The sequence below is a fragment of the Enterobacter sp. MGH 4 genome (assembly GCF_000534735.1).
GTDB lineage: Bacteria > Pseudomonadota > Gammaproteobacteria > Enterobacterales > Enterobacteriaceae > Enterobacter > Enterobacter intestinihominis.
Genome location: NZ_KI973289.1, coordinates 534,645 through 549,097 on the forward strand (window position 1 = coordinate 534,645; position 14,453 = coordinate 549,097).

Annotated in this window: 11 protein-coding genes; 6 read left to right on the plus strand and 5 right to left on the minus strand. The window is 54.7% G+C overall.

Features of this window, described 5'->3' with window-relative positions; genetic code table 11:
* Window positions 1-6 precede the first annotated feature (6 nt).
* Complete coding sequence (locus L350_RS19710) at window positions 7-1,515, minus strand: anion permease (protein WP_072201094.1); 1,509 nt, start codon at window positions 1,513-1,515, stop codon at window positions 7-9.
* Between the two features lie 608 nt (window positions 1,516-2,123).
* On the opposite strand from L350_RS19710, the gene L350_RS19705 reads away from it, so the two are divergent.
* The gene (locus tag L350_RS19705) at window positions 2,124-4,904 is read left to right on the plus strand and encodes a flavocytochrome c (RefSeq protein WP_032624008.1); all 2,781 of its coding nucleotides are present in this window, start codon (window positions 2,124-2,126) and stop codon (window positions 4,902-4,904) included.
* Between the two features lie 58 nt (window positions 4,905-4,962).
* The gene (locus L350_RS19700) at window positions 4,963-5,925 is read left to right on the plus strand and encodes an FAD:protein FMN transferase (protein WP_032624009.1); all 963 of its coding nucleotides are present in this window, start codon (window positions 4,963-4,965) and stop codon (window positions 5,923-5,925) included.
* Here the strand turns inward: L350_RS19700 and dcuR are convergent.
* The gene (gene dcuR / locus L350_RS19695) at window positions 5,906-6,625 is read right to left on the minus strand and encodes a two-component system response regulator DcuR (protein WP_023300497.1); all 720 of its coding nucleotides are present in this window, start codon (window positions 6,623-6,625) and stop codon (window positions 5,906-5,908) included. The genes L350_RS19700 and dcuR overlap by 20 nt on opposite strands.
* Entirely contained in the window at window positions 6,622-8,238 is a 1,617-nt protein-coding gene (locus tag L350_RS19690; RefSeq protein WP_032624010.1) for a sensor histidine kinase, read from the minus strand. Before L350_RS19690 ends, dcuR begins: the two co-directional genes overlap by 4 nt.
* 153 nt (window positions 8,239-8,391) lie before the next feature.
* Between L350_RS19690 and L350_RS19685 the strand changes: the two genes are divergently transcribed.
* Window positions 8,392-9,255 carry an N-acetylmuramic acid 6-phosphate etherase gene (locus L350_RS19685; RefSeq protein WP_023300495.1) on the plus strand — a complete coding sequence of 288 codons (864 nt, stop codon included), beginning with the start codon at window positions 8,392-8,394 and terminating at the stop codon, window positions 9,253-9,255.
* 55 nt (window positions 9,256-9,310) lie between these two features.
* Here L350_RS19685 and ompC read toward each other — a convergent pair whose 3' ends face one another.
* The gene (gene ompC, locus L350_RS19680; RefSeq protein WP_023300494.1) at window positions 9,311-10,477 is read right to left on the minus strand and encodes a porin OmpC; all 1,167 of its coding nucleotides are present in this window, start codon (window positions 10,475-10,477) and stop codon (window positions 9,311-9,313) included.
* 284 nt (window positions 10,478-10,761) lie between these two features.
* On the opposite strand from ompC, the gene L350_RS19675 reads away from it, so the two are divergent.
* From L350_RS19675 to L350_RS19665, 3 genes are read left to right on the plus strand one after another with little or no spacing between them, the layout of a single operon-like run.
* Complete coding sequence (locus L350_RS19675; RefSeq protein WP_032624011.1) at window positions 10,762-11,463, plus strand: phosphohydrolase; 702 nt, start codon at window positions 10,762-10,764, stop codon at window positions 11,461-11,463.
* A 43-nt stretch (window positions 11,464-11,506) separates the two neighbouring features.
* On the plus strand, window positions 11,507-12,940 hold the full coding sequence (locus L350_RS19670) for a DNA cytosine methyltransferase (protein ID WP_114138773.1): 1,434 nt from the start codon (window positions 11,507-11,509) through the stop codon (window positions 12,938-12,940).
* The gene (locus L350_RS19665) at window positions 12,921-13,412 is read left to right on the plus strand and encodes a very short patch repair endonuclease (protein ID WP_022648562.1); all 492 of its coding nucleotides are present in this window, start codon (window positions 12,921-12,923) and stop codon (window positions 13,410-13,412) included. The genes L350_RS19670 and L350_RS19665 overlap by 20 nt, the downstream gene beginning before the upstream one ends.
* Here the strand turns inward: L350_RS19665 and yedA are convergent.
* Window positions 13,384-14,298, minus strand: a complete 915-nt coding sequence (gene yedA, locus L350_RS19660; RefSeq protein WP_032624013.1) for a drug/metabolite exporter YedA — start codon at window positions 14,296-14,298, stop codon at window positions 13,384-13,386. The two genes, L350_RS19665 and yedA, sit on opposite strands and share 29 nt — an antisense overlap.
* Between the last annotated feature and the right edge of the window lie 155 nt (window positions 14,299-14,453).

The following is a 14,453-nucleotide window of genomic DNA, read 5'->3' on the forward strand; positions in this document are numbered from 1 at the left end:
CAGAAATCAGAACATCATGGACATCCACGGGTAACCAATCAGCAGCAGAGCTGCCAGGAAAATGGCACCGAAGATGGTGCCGAGGCGCCAGTAGTCTTTGGTTGGCAGGTAGCCGCTACCGTAGTAAATCGGGCTTGGGCCAGTACCGTACGGGGTGATGATCCCCATCACGCCCAGCGAGGTCACCATCAGCAGGACGAACACTTCCATATTCATGCCCGGAATGGTGGAGGCGATGGTCAGCATCGCAGGCAGCAGCGCCGTGGTGTGCGCGGTGGTGCTGGCGAACAGGTAGTGCAGCAGGTAGAACGCCAGCAGCAGGACGATGGTGGCGACACCCGGAGAGATACCGCTCATCAGCATGCCGCCTTCTTTACCCAGCCAGCTGATAAAGCCGGTGGAGGAGAGACCATCCGCCAGTGCCACCAGGGTGGCGAACCAGACGAAGGTATTCCACGCGGCTTTGTTGCCGGTGATGTCGTTCCACTCCAGCACGCCGGTCCACAGCATCAGGCCAACGATCAGCAGGGCAGCCATGGCCGGTTCAATCCACGCCGCGGCGAAGATCCACATCAGAAGCGCGCAGCACACGAACACCAGCAGCAGGATCTCATTGCGCGACAGTTTGCCCAGTTTTTCCAGTTCGCGGGTCGCCCACAGTGGTACTTCATTGTTTACCTTCACTTCTGGCGGGTAGAACCAGTAGGCCAGCAGCGGCATGGTCAGGATCAGCAGGATACCCAGCGGCAGGAAGGCGAGGAACCAGGTCCCCCAGGAGATATCAATTCCAACGGTGCTTTTCACCAGCGCCAGTGCCAGCAGGTTAGGTGCCAGAGCGGAAAGGAACATCGAGCTGGTGATACAAGCCGCGGTGATTGCCACCCACATCAGATAGGAACCGATTTTGCGCGCGCTTGGGTCGTTGGGTTTTGAACCGTACAACGGCGGCAGGTTAGCGATAATCGGGTAGATGGTCCCACCGCTGCGCGCGGTATTGGACGGGGTGAACGGGGCCAGCAGCAGGTCCGCGAAGGTAATGGCGTAACCGAGCGTCAGGCTGCGACGGCCCAGGTACTTCACCAGAATCAGCGCCAGACGGCGGCCGAAGCGGGTTTTGTCGTAGCCTGCGGCAAACATAAAGGCACCGAAGATCAGCCACACGGTGGAGTTACCAAACCCGCTCACCGCCCATTTAAAGGAGGCGCCCGCCAGCTTGAATTTCGGGTCAGCCAGCTGTTCGGGGCTAAAGAGCACCCACTGGCTGCACAGCGCAATCGCCACGACGCCGGTAAGACCGATCACGGCGCCCGGCAGCGGTTCGAAAATCAACCCGACGATGACGCCGACAAAGATGGCGAAGTAGTGCCACGCATATGGCGGCAGCCCTTCCGGAACGGGGACAAACAACAGCAGGACGGCGACAATGACGGGCAGGGCCATCATCAGCAGGCGTTTTGCTGTTCCATTTGATGCCAGATTCGCCGCAGGAGGCGTTACAGCAGTTTTTGTTTTCATAGTTTCACGTCTTAAGTTGTCAAAAATTCGTCGTACAGCGAAAACACAAATTCGATTGCTTTATTCATTTTGCTTTTTTTAGTTATTTAAGGTGCGTTATTGTGTTTTCAGTAATAGCGATTTAACGCATTATTGTTTGCGCTAAATAAAAAATGATGATGTTTTTATATTGCGCCTTTGGATGCCATTACTATTGATCGCGATCAAAAAAACAGAATTGAGGGCGTAATTTTATACTTTTTATAATAACCACTCTGAGTAGTGTGGTTATTCGCTATTTTTAAGCATTTTATTTATCAATTTTATAACATTATTAATTTGGGTTGTGTTTTAGGTTTTGATTTTAAAGGGTTTTTGATGTGTATGGTGTATTGGCTTTACCATTGTTGATTTAACTTTTTTTAAATTAATGTGAACGTATAAAACATTCGAGCTAACACCAATGTGTTATTAATGTTATCGCAGGGATTAAATAGTTTATTAACTAACGTAATGGCTTTAGAAACTAAAAAAAGCTTTATATTAATGTCATGACATCGGCGAAAACACGAAATAAAAAATCCATACCGATAACGAATTCTTAATTTTTAAAGTTTGGAGTTTCTATTATGAGCACTAACGAACGTATTTTAAGCCCCTTCACATTACCGAATGGTACTGAACTGAAAAACCGTTTGTTAATGGCCCCGATGACAACCTGTACGGGGTATTTCGATGGCACCGTGACCAGCGAGCTGGTGGAGTACTACCGCGCCCGCGCTGGCAGCATCGGCACCATTATCGTTGAATGCTGTTTTGTTGACGATCTCGGCCTTGCGTTCCCGGGCGCAATTGGTATTGATAACGACGAAAAAATCGCCGGACTGGCAAAAATCGCTGACGCCATTAAGTCCAAAGGTTCCAAAGCCCTTCTGCAAATTTACCACGGCGGCCGTATGGTCGACCCAAAACTGATCGGCGGCCGCACGCCGGTTGGCCCAAGCGCGGTTGCCGCGCCGCGTGACGGTGCCGCGACGCCGGTTGCTCTGACTTCAGAAGAAGTGGAAGGCATGATCGGCAAGTTCGGCGAAGCCGTACGCCGCGCAATTCAGGCCGGCTTCGATGGCGTCGAAATCCACGGGGCGAATACCTATCTGATCCAGCAGTTCTACTCCCCGAACTCTAATCAGCGCGACGACGAGTGGGGTGGCAGCCGCGATAACCGCGCGAAATTCCCGCTGGCGGTGCTGGACATTACCCACAAGATGGTGCGCCAGTATGCGGACGACGCGTTCATCGTTGGCTACCGCTTCTCACCGGAAGAGCTGGAAGTCCCCGGCATTCGCTTCGAAGACACCCTGTATCTGCTGGAAAAACTGGCCGTTCGTGGGGTGGATTATCTGCACTTCTCCCTTGGCGCCGCCCTGCGTCCTTCTATCGTCGATACTCAGGACCCGACGCCACTTATCGAAAAATACTGCGCCATGCGCTCTGACACGCTGGCGCAGGTACCGGTGATGGGCGTTGGCGGCGTGGTGAATGCCACGGATGTGAATGAAGCGCTGGATCACGGTTACGACCTGATAGCCGTTGGCCGCGCCACCATCGCCTATCCGGACTGGACCGATCGCATCGCGGCGGGCGAAAGCCTGGAGCTGTTTATGGACAGTACCCGACGCGAAGAACTGAGCATCCCGGAACCGCTGTGGCGCTTCTCGCTGGTGGAAGCGATGATCCGCGACATGAGCATGGGCGAATCTAAATTCAAACCGGGCACCTTTATTGAAAAAGTGCAGGACGATGCTAACGAACTGGTGATTAACGTCAGCCTCGAAACCGATCGTATTGCCGATATCGAACTGGCCTCCGGCCCGAGTGAAGACGTGGCGTTTGTGACCAGCTTCGAAGAGATCCGTACCCGAATTCTGGATGCCAACACTCCGCACGTGGATGCTATCACCGGCGCGACCAGCCAAAGCGAGGCGGTGAAAAAAGCGGTCTCGAAGGCGATGCTCAAATCCAGCAAAGCGCTGGCGGCAGAAGAGGGCGCTGACCCGAATGAGACTAAAAGCGTGGACGTGGTGGTGGTCGGCAGCGGCGGCGCCGGTCTGGCGGCGGCGATTCAGGCGCACGACGAAGGCGCGAGCGTGCTGATCGTTGAGAAAATGCCGACTATTGGCGGGAACACCATTAAAGCCTCTGCCGGGATGAACGCGGCTGAGACCCGCTTCCAGCGCGTGAAGGGCATTCAGGACAGCAAAGAGCTGTTCTACCAGGAAAGCCTGAAAGGCGGTGGCAATAAGAACAACCCTGAACTGCTGCGTCGCTTTGTCGAGAACGCGCCGCAGGCCATCGAATGGCTGGCAACGCGCGGCATTATGCTCAACGACATCACCACCACCGGCGGGATGAGCATCGACCGTACGCACCGTCCGAAAGATGGTTCCGCGGTGGGCGGATATCTGATTAGCGGCCTGGTGCGCAATGTCAACAAACGCAACATCGAGGTGATGCTGGATACCTCCGTGAGCGACATCATCTTCGAAAACGGCGAAGTGACCGGCGTGCGTCTGACCACCGAAGAGAACGAAACCCTCACCGTGGCAACTAAAAGCGTAATTGTCGCGACGGGCGGCTTCAGCGCCAACAGCCAGATGGTGGTGAAATACCGTCCGGACCTGGAAGGGTTCGTGACGACTAACCACAAAGGCGCAACCGGCGGCGGTATCGCGCTGCTGGAGCGTATTGGCGCAGGCACCGTCGATATGGGCGAAATCCAGATCCACCCAACCGTTGAGCAGAAAACGTCGTACCTGATTTCCGAATCCATCCGCGGCGGCGGGGCGATTCTGGTAAACCAGCAGGGCAACCGCTTCTATAACGAAATGTCGACCCGCGACAAAGTTTCGGCGCAAATCATCGCGCTGCCGGAGAAATACGCTTACATCGTCTTTGACGAGCATGTTCGCGCCAAAAACAAAGCCGCGGATGAGTACATCGCGAAAGGGTTTGTCACCAGCGCCAGCTCGCCAAAAGCCCTGGCGGAAGCGCTGGGGATGGATCACCACCAGTTCCTGGCAACGCTGGAACGCTACAACGGCTTTGTGGAAAAACAGCATGACGATGATTTTGGCCGCACCACCGCGCTGCGTGCGCCTATCAACGAAGGGCCGTTCTATGCCATTCAGATTGCGCCGGGCGTGCACCACACCATGGGCGGTGTGACCATCAATACAGAAACCTGCGTGCTGGACAGCAACCACAACGTATTGCCGGGAGCCTTTGCTGCGGGTGAGGTTGTCGGGGGTATCCACGGCGGTAACCGCATCGGTGGTAATGCGGTGGCAGATATCATTATTTTTGGTACGCTTGCCGGACATCAGGCGGCTATGCGTTCGAAAACACGGTAAGGCTCCTGTTTCCCCGGCGGCGCGGTGCTTGCCGGGGCTACATCTGAGGACTTATGTAATGCCTGATAGCCATCGCGTTTACAGCTACAACGCCGTTCTGATGGGCTCGCCCATCCTCCTGAAACTCTTCTCCCATGACGAAGCCCTCGCGTCCCGCGTGTTTCGCCTGATCAAACAGTACGAAGATCTCCTCACCGTCAACCGTGCGGATTCGCAGGTGATGGATGTCAACCATGCTGCCGGTCAGCATCCGGTTGTCGTCAGTCGCCCGGTGTTTGACCTGATCCGCTGCGCGAAAGCGGCCAGCCTGCCTACAGACAGTGCGTTCAACCTGGCGATAGGCCCGCTGGTCAAACGCTGGAAAATTGGCTTTAAGGGGGACGCTGTACCGCCCGCGGACGAGATCGCCGCCTTGCTGAGTATCACGGATCCTGCGAACGTGGTACTGGATGACGCCAACAGCAGCGTGTTTCTTACACGCCAGGGAATGGAGATCGATCTGGGGGCTATCGCCAAAGGTTATATCGCCGACAGGGTGCGGGATTACTTGCACAAAGAGGGCGCCGAACTCGGGTTGATCAACCTTGGCGGCAACGTCCAGACGTTAGGCTCGCCGGAGGACGGCTGGCACGTCGGCCTGAAAAAACCGTTCGCCGGTGATGCGCTGATTGGCGCCATAACGGTAGAAAACCGGTCGGTTGTGACGTCAGGCACCTATGAGCGCTACTTCGAGCAGAACGGCAAACGTTATCATCACATACTTGACCCGCGTACCGGCTACCCGCTGGATAACGAACTGGACAGCGTGACGATTATTTCGCAAGACTCCCTCGACGGCGATATCTGGACCACGCTGATCTACGGCATGGGCGTGGAGCAGGGCTGCGCCGCGCTGCGTTCGCGCCCCGATATTGAAGCCATTTTTGTCACCAAAACAAAAGAAGTGGTGATCTCCTCGATGCACCACTTCCGTTTTACCCTTCTGGACGACAGCTACCGAATTACTGGCAGTACTGTTTGAGCAGGCCGACCTGTTCCGGCTGCAAACGATAGCGATATACCGGTCGACCGGTGGCACCGTAGTGAATGCTGGTGAACAGGATATTGATTTGCGCCAGCCAGATCAGGTATTTGCGGCAGGAGACGCGGGAAATGTTGACCGCATTCGCCAGATCGTCGGTGGAAAATTCTATCTCCGGATGGCTGTCGATCCACTGGCAAATGGTGCGCAGCGTCTGCGGCGTTAAGCCTTTCGGTAATTTTTTGCTGTCGGCCAGCTCCGGCGCGCCGCCGTGGATCAGCCTGTCGACGTCGGCCTGTTCATAATACTGATGCGAGCCCATCAGACTGCGCTTTGCCTTCCAGCCGTTCAACGCCTCTTCAAAACGCGGGAACTGGAACGGTTTAATCAGGTAATCCACCACGCCATAGTGCATCGACGTCTGGATCGTTGCGGCGTCGGAGGCTGACGAAATCATGATAACGTCAATCGGGCGGCCCGATGCGCGGATGATGGGCAATAGATCCAGCCCGTTATCCTGCTGCATATAGACATCCAGCAGCACCAGATCGATCGGCTGGCCTGGGTTTGCGATCAATGCTTCGGCCTGGTTGAGCGTGGAAGCGACGCCGCAGCAGTTAAAACCCTCAACGCGGTTAACATACAGACGGTTGAGGTCGGCTACCATGGCGTCATCATCGACAATTAATACATTTATCACGCGATATTCCTCTCGCTATCCCAGGGGATCTGAACAAAAAATTGGGTAAATACGCCAGGCTCCGACTCGACGGTAATATCTCCGCCCAGGTTCTGGATCTGCTGACGTGCAAGGAACAGCCCAACGCCACGGTTTTCACCTTTTGTTGAGTAGCCCTTTGTAAAAATAGCCTCCAGCCGCTCGGGATCAATGCCGGGACCGTCATCGCTGACCTCACCGCTCAGCCAGCCGTTCTGATAATGCAGCAGCAGGCCGATCTCGCCTTCCGGCTGACCTTCCATCGCATCCAGGGCATTTTCGATTAAATTGCCCAGCACGGTGATCAGAACCGCAACCTGCTCTTCATTGCTGGTGTCAGGAAGCTGACTCTCCTCGGCCAGCGTCAGGGTCACTCCCGCCTCTTTGGCGCGGTTGATTTTACCCAGCAGGAAACCCGCAATGACCGGCGATTTAACCTTGCGCTGTATCGCGCCGATATCCGTCTGATAATTCTGTGCGGTCTGGATGATGTACTCTTCCAGCTTATCGTAGCGCTTCATGTGCAGCAGGCCGAGGATCACGTGTAGCTTGTTCATAAACTCATGCGTATGTGAGCGCAGGGCATCAACATAGTTGACCATACCATCGATACGCTGCATTAACTGGCTGATTTCGGTCTTATCGCGGAAGGTGCTGATTGCCCCGATCACCTGATTCTGGCTTTTCACGGGGACCATGTTGCACAGCAGTAGCCGTCCGTTACAGCCGATCTCCTGATCCTGACGAGCAATGCCGGTTTTCGCCACTTCCCGCAGGCTGACCAGCAATGGTTCGCCGCTGCTCTCGGAGTGCTCACCCGAGCTCAGGAGCAAAATTTCTCTGGCGGTGTGGTTAATCATCGTCACGCGCCCGTGCATATCAACAGCCATCACGCCTTCGCGCAGGGACTGCAACATGGCCTGGCGCTGCTCAAAGAGGGCAGAGATCTCGTAAGGCTCCAGCCCGAAGAGAATACGTTTCAGAACCCGGACCAGACCCCATATCGCCACTGAGCTCATCAGAACGCTGAATAAGATGGTCCACACGGCATTGAGCCGACCGCGGGCAATCTGATCTTCAACTTTATTCAGCGAAATACCCACCACGACCACGCCGATCTGGTCGTGCCGATCGTCATAAACGGGCGTAAAGACGCGCAGTGCTTCCGCGAGTGCGCCGCGGTTCACGGAGACATTCTCTTTCCCTTCGAGGGCGGGCGTCAGATCGTCGCCAATAAAATGCAAACCTAACAGCGCTTCGTTTGGATGGGAATAGCGGATCCCACGCAGGTCGGTAACCACGGTAAACAGCAGGTCGTTGCGCTTCGTCACCGCCTGGGCAATCGGCTGGATGATGCCGGCCTGCGGCGATTCCATCAGACCACGCTTGATCTCCGGGCTGTCGGCCAGCGTTCGGGCGATACCCAGCGCAGTATCTTTCACGTCATCGCGCGTGGCACGGGTGATCTGTACAGAGTAGAGCGCGAAGACCACCAGCAGCACAGAGCCGATAATGGCGCACACCATCAGCGTAACCAGCGTATTCAGCTTCATAGGGCGCTTGCGCGTCGGGGGGAAGGGCTGCAAATCGCTCATTAACACTCCGCGATGAAAAAGAAAGGGCTAATTATCGCTGATGACGGGCATTTCATAAAGCCATGTAAAGAGAGGCGTTTCGTGAGCCTTCTCTCATGTGACCTGTATAAAACACTTTATAGTGTGGGGGTACTCATAATAAGGAGGCAGTTTATGAGCATTATGCTTACCGGTACGGCCAGGGAAAGACGGCACGCCAGCACGATGAACATCGACAGATTATCTACGCTGGATATGCTTAATGTCATACACCAGGATGACGCACAAATCTCTTCTGCACTTACCCCTCACTTAAGTATGCTGGCTCGCGTGGTGGATAACGCGGCGGCGACGCTTAGTCACGGCGGACGTCTGGTGCTGATCGGCGCAGGCGCGTCCGGAGGCGTGGCGAAGCAGGCGGCAGAAGCGTTCGCGCCGGGAAAACATCCGGTCATTGCGATGACAGCAGGCGATAACGCCGGAAGCTACGCGCGCGGCGTTGCAGACCTTCAGACGATAAAATTCGGCGAGCACGACATGATGCTGGCGCTGTCCGTCAGCGGCAAAACGCCATGGGTTTGGGGCGCGATGCGTCATGCGTGGTCTCTGGGCTCAACGGTCGCGCTCATTACGGAGGATGCGCAAAGTGAAGCGGCGCAGCTGGCGAGCATGGTTATTGCCCCCGATCTGGGCGCGGATGTGGTTGCCGGGTATACCAACGCCAAAGCGGGCATTGCGCAAAGCATGATAATGCATATGGTCACCACCGGTCTGGCGATACGGACAGGACGGGTGTACAGCAACCTGCGTGTTGATCTGGAGGCAAGCAATACCAGATGGGCCGAGCGACAAATTGCCATTGTAATGGAAGCGGGGGGATGCTCCCGGGCGCAGGCGAAGGCGGCGCTGGAAAGCTGTAACCATCAGTGTAAAACGGCGGTGCTTATGGTGCTGACGGGTATGGATGCCTGGAAAGCGCATGAATTACTGGCGCAGAATAACGGGTTTGTTCGCCTGGCCTTGCAGGAAGCGCCGTAATATTTCAGCGTCAAATAAAAAAAGCCCGCGTTGCGGGCTTTGCTATTTATGGGGATCAGAACTGGTAGATCATACCGATGCCAACGATGTCATCGGTTGCAATACCGTTGTCACTGTAGAAGGCATCATCTTCGTCCAGCAGGTTGATTTTATAATCAACGTAGGTGGAGAAGTTCTTGTTGAAGCTGTAGGTCATGCCCACGTCGATGTAGTTAACCAGATCCTGGTCTACATAGTCATAACCATTGCCTGGATGATAATCGTTACCACCCAAATCGATGCCTTTTGAATAGACCCACGCCAGGGATGGACGCAGACCGAAGTCAAACTGGTACTGCGCTACGGCTTCAAAGTTCTGAGTTTTGTTGGCGATGCCATCGTTGCCGTACGGAGTCATGTTGCGAGTTTCCGCATACATCATTGCCAGGTAGACATCATTCGCATCGTATTTTGCACCGATTGTCCACGCTTCCGCACGTTCACCGCCGGCATATTTGCTGAAGCGATTATAGGTACCTGCGCCGTAAGCAACCTGGTCGTTGGTACGGTCAGACGATGAATAAGCGGCACCCAGCGACAGACCGAAATCGAAGTCATAGGTAGTTGACATACCGAAGCCGTCGCCGTTCTGGAAACGAACATCATCATGGCCGTTTTTGGTGCCTTCCTGATTTTCGTTTGCGTTAGCACCTTCATTAGCACCCTGATATTGCAGTGCAAAGTTCAGGCCGTTAACCAGACCGAAGAAGTCATTATTACGGTAGGTCGCCACACCGTTAGTACGGCCAACCATATAGTTGTCGGTCCAGGTATAGGAGTCACCACCAAATACTGGCAGCATATCGGTCCAGGCTTCAACGTCATACACGACGCCGTAATTACGGCCATAATCGAATGAGCCATATTCGCCGTATTTCAGGCCAGCAAAGGCCAGACGGTTAAAAGAGGTGTCGCCTGCGCCCTCGGTATCGTTAGCGTAGGTTTTATATTCCCACTGGCCGTAACCAATAAGATCGTTATTAATTTGTGTTTCGCCTTTGAAACCAATCTGGACATAGGTTTCATCGCCGTCGTCGCCTGGGTTGTCGGAGAAGGTATGACGTGCATCAACTTTACCGTACAGGTCAACTTTGTTGCCGTCTTTGTTATACATTTCCGCCGCATTTGCTGCGCCAGCCATTAATAACGCGGGTACGAGAATTGCCAGAACTTTTCTTTTCATTATATATTCCCTTTAAATATAAATTTTCTGAATATATGTAATTACCCTCCGTAACTACATGGCTGATACTATTCTATGGATTATTATTTAGGTTCAAAAATAAATGTAATTAAAGTGGTAAAAACATTACAAAATATTTCTTTTTATCTCTTTATTTTTCGCATGAATTAATTCATTGAAAATATAGTGGGTAATTATTATTAAGTATTTCGAAATTCTATTTATTAAGGATTTTGATTTGGGTGTATTATAATTCACTCTCTTTTGAGCAACGGGATGGGATGATGGAACTTGCGCAGTGGCAGCACCGTTTTGAGCGCTGGCTCGACGAAAATCATTTTACTGATGATGCGGCGCACGATATCGCCCATTTTCGCCGCGTCTGGATGACGGCGCAGGCCATTATGGCTGACGGGGATTGCGATCCGCTGGTTGTGCTGACCGCATGCTACTTCCATGACATTGTCAGCCTGCCGAAAAATCACCCGCAGCGTAGTCACTCCTCGCGGCTGGCAGCGCGAGAAACGCGCCAGATCCTGAGCCGAGATTTTCCTGATTTTCCGCCCGATCGGTATGCGGCCGTTGAGCATGCCATTGAAGCGCACAGCTTCAGTGCCGGTATCGCGCCGCAAAGCCCGGAGGCAAAAACGGTCCAGGATGCCGACCGGCTGGAGGCGTTAGGCGCCATCGGCCTTGCGCGCGTCTTTGCCGTGTCCGGTGCGCTGGGCACCGCGTTGTTTGATGCCGACGACCCGTTTGCCGGGGCGCGTGCGCTGGATGATAAAGCTTTCGCGCTCGATCACTTTCAGACCAAACTCCTGCGCCTGCCGGACACCATGCAAACCGCACGGGGACGTGAATTTGCGCGTCACAATGCCGATTTTCTGATCCAGTTTATGGCGAAGCTGAGTGCCGAATTACAGGGCGATTACCTCGGAACCGACAGCCAGATATTGACCCATTTCCGTCGCAGTGTGCGATCCTGAACTGTGGTACTCTGTTTTCTGTCTTTATTGTCCGGTTAAGAGAATGCAGGAAAATCGATCAGTGACTGTGCCCGCGCCTGAGCGGGTTGAGAAATCAACGGCAGCCGTGCAGGCACTCCTGCGTCAGCTGCTGGAAATGTACGATGCTAAAACGCTGGCAAACCAGCTGGTGGCACATGGCGAGAGCCACTGGAGCCCGGCAATACTCAAGCGGCTGCTGATAAGCGACAGGGCAGGGCACCGCCTGAGCGACGGCGAGTTCTGTTATCTGCGTAACCTGCTGCCGCACCCGCCTGCTGCGCATCCGAATTATGCCTTTCGCTTTATCGATCTCTTTGCCGGTATTGGCGGCATTCGCCATGGTTTTGAAGCTATTGGCGGGCAGTGCGTGTTCACCAGTGAATGGAACAAACATGCCGTCCGCACCTATAAGGCGAACTGGTACTGCGACCCCGACGAGCACCAGTTTAATGCCGACATCCGCGACGTCACCCTGAGCCACAAAACCGGCGTCAGCGACGAAGAAGCCGCTGAGCACATTCGCAACACCATTCCGGCGCACGATGTGCTGCTGGCAGGCTTTCCGTGTCAGCCGTTCTCACTGGCTGGCGTGTCGAAAAAGAACGCGCTGGGACGTGCGCACGGCTTTGCCTGTGATACGCAGGGCACACTGTTCTTTGATGTTGCCCGGATTATTGATGCCCGCCGCCCGGCAATTTTTGTGCTGGAGAACGTCAAGAATTTAAAGAGCCATGACGGCGGCAAAACCTTCCGCATTATCATGCAAACGCTGGATGAACTGGGTTACGACGTGGCGGATGCAGAGGACATGGGGCCTGACGATCCGAAAATTATCGACGGCAAACACTTCCTGCCACAGCACCGCGAGCGCATCGTGCTGGTGGGATTCCGCCGCGATCTCAATCTGAAAGGCGATTTTACGCTGCGCGATTTGCCCTCGCTGTATCCGGCGCGCCGTCCGACAGTGGCCGATCTGCTGGAGCCCGCCGTCGATGCGAAATTCATTCTGACGCCAGTGCTGTGGAAATACCTCTATCGCTATGCCAAAAAGCATCAGGCCAAAGGCAATGGCTTTGGGTTTGGCATGGTCAATCCGCTTAATCCTGACAGCGTGACGCGTACGCTGTCGGCGCGCTATTACAAAGATGGCGCGGAAATTCTTATCGATCGGGGCTGGGATAAGGCGCTGGGCGAAAAAGATTTCGACGACCCTCAGAATCAACAGCACCGACCGCGGCGCTTAACGCCGCGCGAGTGCGCCCGCTTAATGGGCTTTGAGGCGCCGCAGGGCTACAGTTTTCGCATTCCGGTGTCGGATACACAAGCCTATCGTCAGTTTGGCAACTCGGTGGTGGTGCCAGCCTTTGCCGCCGTCGCAAAACTGCTGGCCTCACGCATCAGCAAGGCCGTTCAGCTGCGTCAGAGTGAGGCCGTCAATGGCGGACGTTCACAATAAGGCCACGCGCAGTAAAAACATGCGTGCCATCGGCACGCGTGATACCGCGATCGAAAAACGGATCGCTGGCCTCCTGACCTCTATCGGGTTTGAATTCAGGGTTCAGGATGCCACGCTTGCCGGGCGTCCTGATTTCGTGATCGATGCGTATCAATGCATCATCTTTACCCACGGCTGTTTCTGGCATCATCACGACTGCTATCTGTTTAAAGTCCCGGCGACACGCACCGACTTCTGGCTGGAGAAGATTGGCAGGAACGTCGAGCGTGATAAACGCGATGTTTCGCAGCTTTACGCCCAGGGCTGGCGGGTGCTGATTGTCTGGGAGTGCGCACTGCGCGGAAGAATGAAGCTGAATGACGTGGAACTGACGGAGCGGCTGGAAGAGTGGATCTGCGGCGGCGGTCAGGCCGCGCAGATCGATACCCAGGGCATTCACCCGATCACGGTTTCTCCACCTCACACGCCGTGACAATGGGTTTCGCGGGCAGTAAATATTTACCCAGCGTGACCAGCACCACGGCAAAGACAATCACGCCCAGCGCCAGCCATTCAATCGTCGACAGCACTTCGCCCGCAAAACCGGTACCCAGCAGCACGGCAACCACCGGGTTAACGTAGGCGTAGCTGGTGGCAACCGCCGGTGAGACGTTGCGGATCAGGTACATATAGGCGTTGATGGCAATAATCGAGCCAAACAGGGCCAGATACCCGACGGCCAGGAAACCTGAGAGATCTGGCATTGCCGTCAGTTTTTCACCCGTCAACGCCGAGGCAATCAGCAGCACGATGCCTGCCGCGAGCATTTCAATGGCACCCGCCATCATCCCGGAGGGCAGTTCAATGCGGGAGCCGTAGACTGAGCCGAAGGCCCAGCTCATCGAGCCGATCATGATCATAACGGCAGCCCAGGGGTTTCCGCTCAGGTTACCGCCGCTGTTCAGCATGATAATACCTACAAGCCCAATCGCGATGCCCAGCCATTCGAGCTTACGGGTGCGGATCCCGAACAGACGACTAAAGCAGAGCGTAAACAGCGGCACGGTCGCGACGACCACGGCGGCGATGCCCGACGGCACGCTCTGGTGTTCGGCGACGGTTACTGCGCCATTGCCCACCGCCAGCAGCAGCAGGCCAATCAGGGCGGCGTTAAGCAAGGGACGCAGCGGCGGTAGCCTGTGGCCGCGCAGCAATAAAAACGCCATCAGCAGCACGCCAGCCATAAGGAAACGAATACCGGCCATCATCAGCGGGGGCCAGCTTTCCACGCCAATACGAATGACAAAGTAGGTGGATCCCCAGATGATATACAGGGAAAAAAGTGCTCCAATGAGCGGTAATAAATGCCGAAAACGCATAGTCCCTCACGACGAAATAAAAAGTTCGCTCATAGTTAACGCCAAAACTATCGGGCTGGCGAGTGCTTTAATTGTGTTGTTAATGTGAAATTTTTGTTGACGTGAGGTGCCTGTTTCCGGGCGGTGAGTTTTGTTCCATACTATTCACTTAATTA

Bases quoted from the DNA above. Each gene is read 5' to 3' on its own strand.
- L350_RS19665 (WP_022648562.1), top strand. From the start codon at position 12,921: ATGGCGGACGTTCACAATAAGGCCACGCGCAGTAAAAACATGCGTGCC.
- ompC (WP_023300494.1), bottom strand. From the start codon at position 10,477: ATGAAAAGAAAAGTTCTGGCAATTCTCGTACCCGCGTTATTAATGGCT.
- L350_RS19700 (WP_032624009.1), top strand. From the start codon at position 4,963: ATGCCTGATAGCCATCGCGTTTACAGCTACAACGCCGTTCTGATGGGC.
- L350_RS19710 (WP_072201094.1), bottom strand. From the start codon at position 1,515: ATGAAAACAAAAACTGCTGTAACGCCTCCTGCGGCGAATCTGGCATCA.
- L350_RS19670 (WP_114138773.1), top strand. From the start codon at position 11,507: ATGCAGGAAAATCGATCAGTGACTGTGCCCGCGCCTGAGCGGGTTGAG.
- L350_RS19690 (WP_032624010.1), bottom strand. From the start codon at position 8,238: ATGAGCGATTTGCAGCCCTTCCCCCCGACGCGCAAGCGCCCTATGAAG.
- L350_RS19705 (WP_032624008.1), top strand. From the start codon at position 2,124: ATGAGCACTAACGAACGTATTTTAAGCCCCTTCACATTACCGAATGGT.
- L350_RS19675 (WP_032624011.1), top strand. From the start codon at position 10,762: ATGGAACTTGCGCAGTGGCAGCACCGTTTTGAGCGCTGGCTCGACGAA.
- yedA (WP_032624013.1), bottom strand. From the start codon at position 14,298: ATGCGTTTTCGGCATTTATTACCGCTCATTGGAGCACTTTTTTCCCTG.
- L350_RS19685 (WP_023300495.1), top strand. From the start codon at position 8,392: ATGAGCATTATGCTTACCGGTACGGCCAGGGAAAGACGGCACGCCAGC.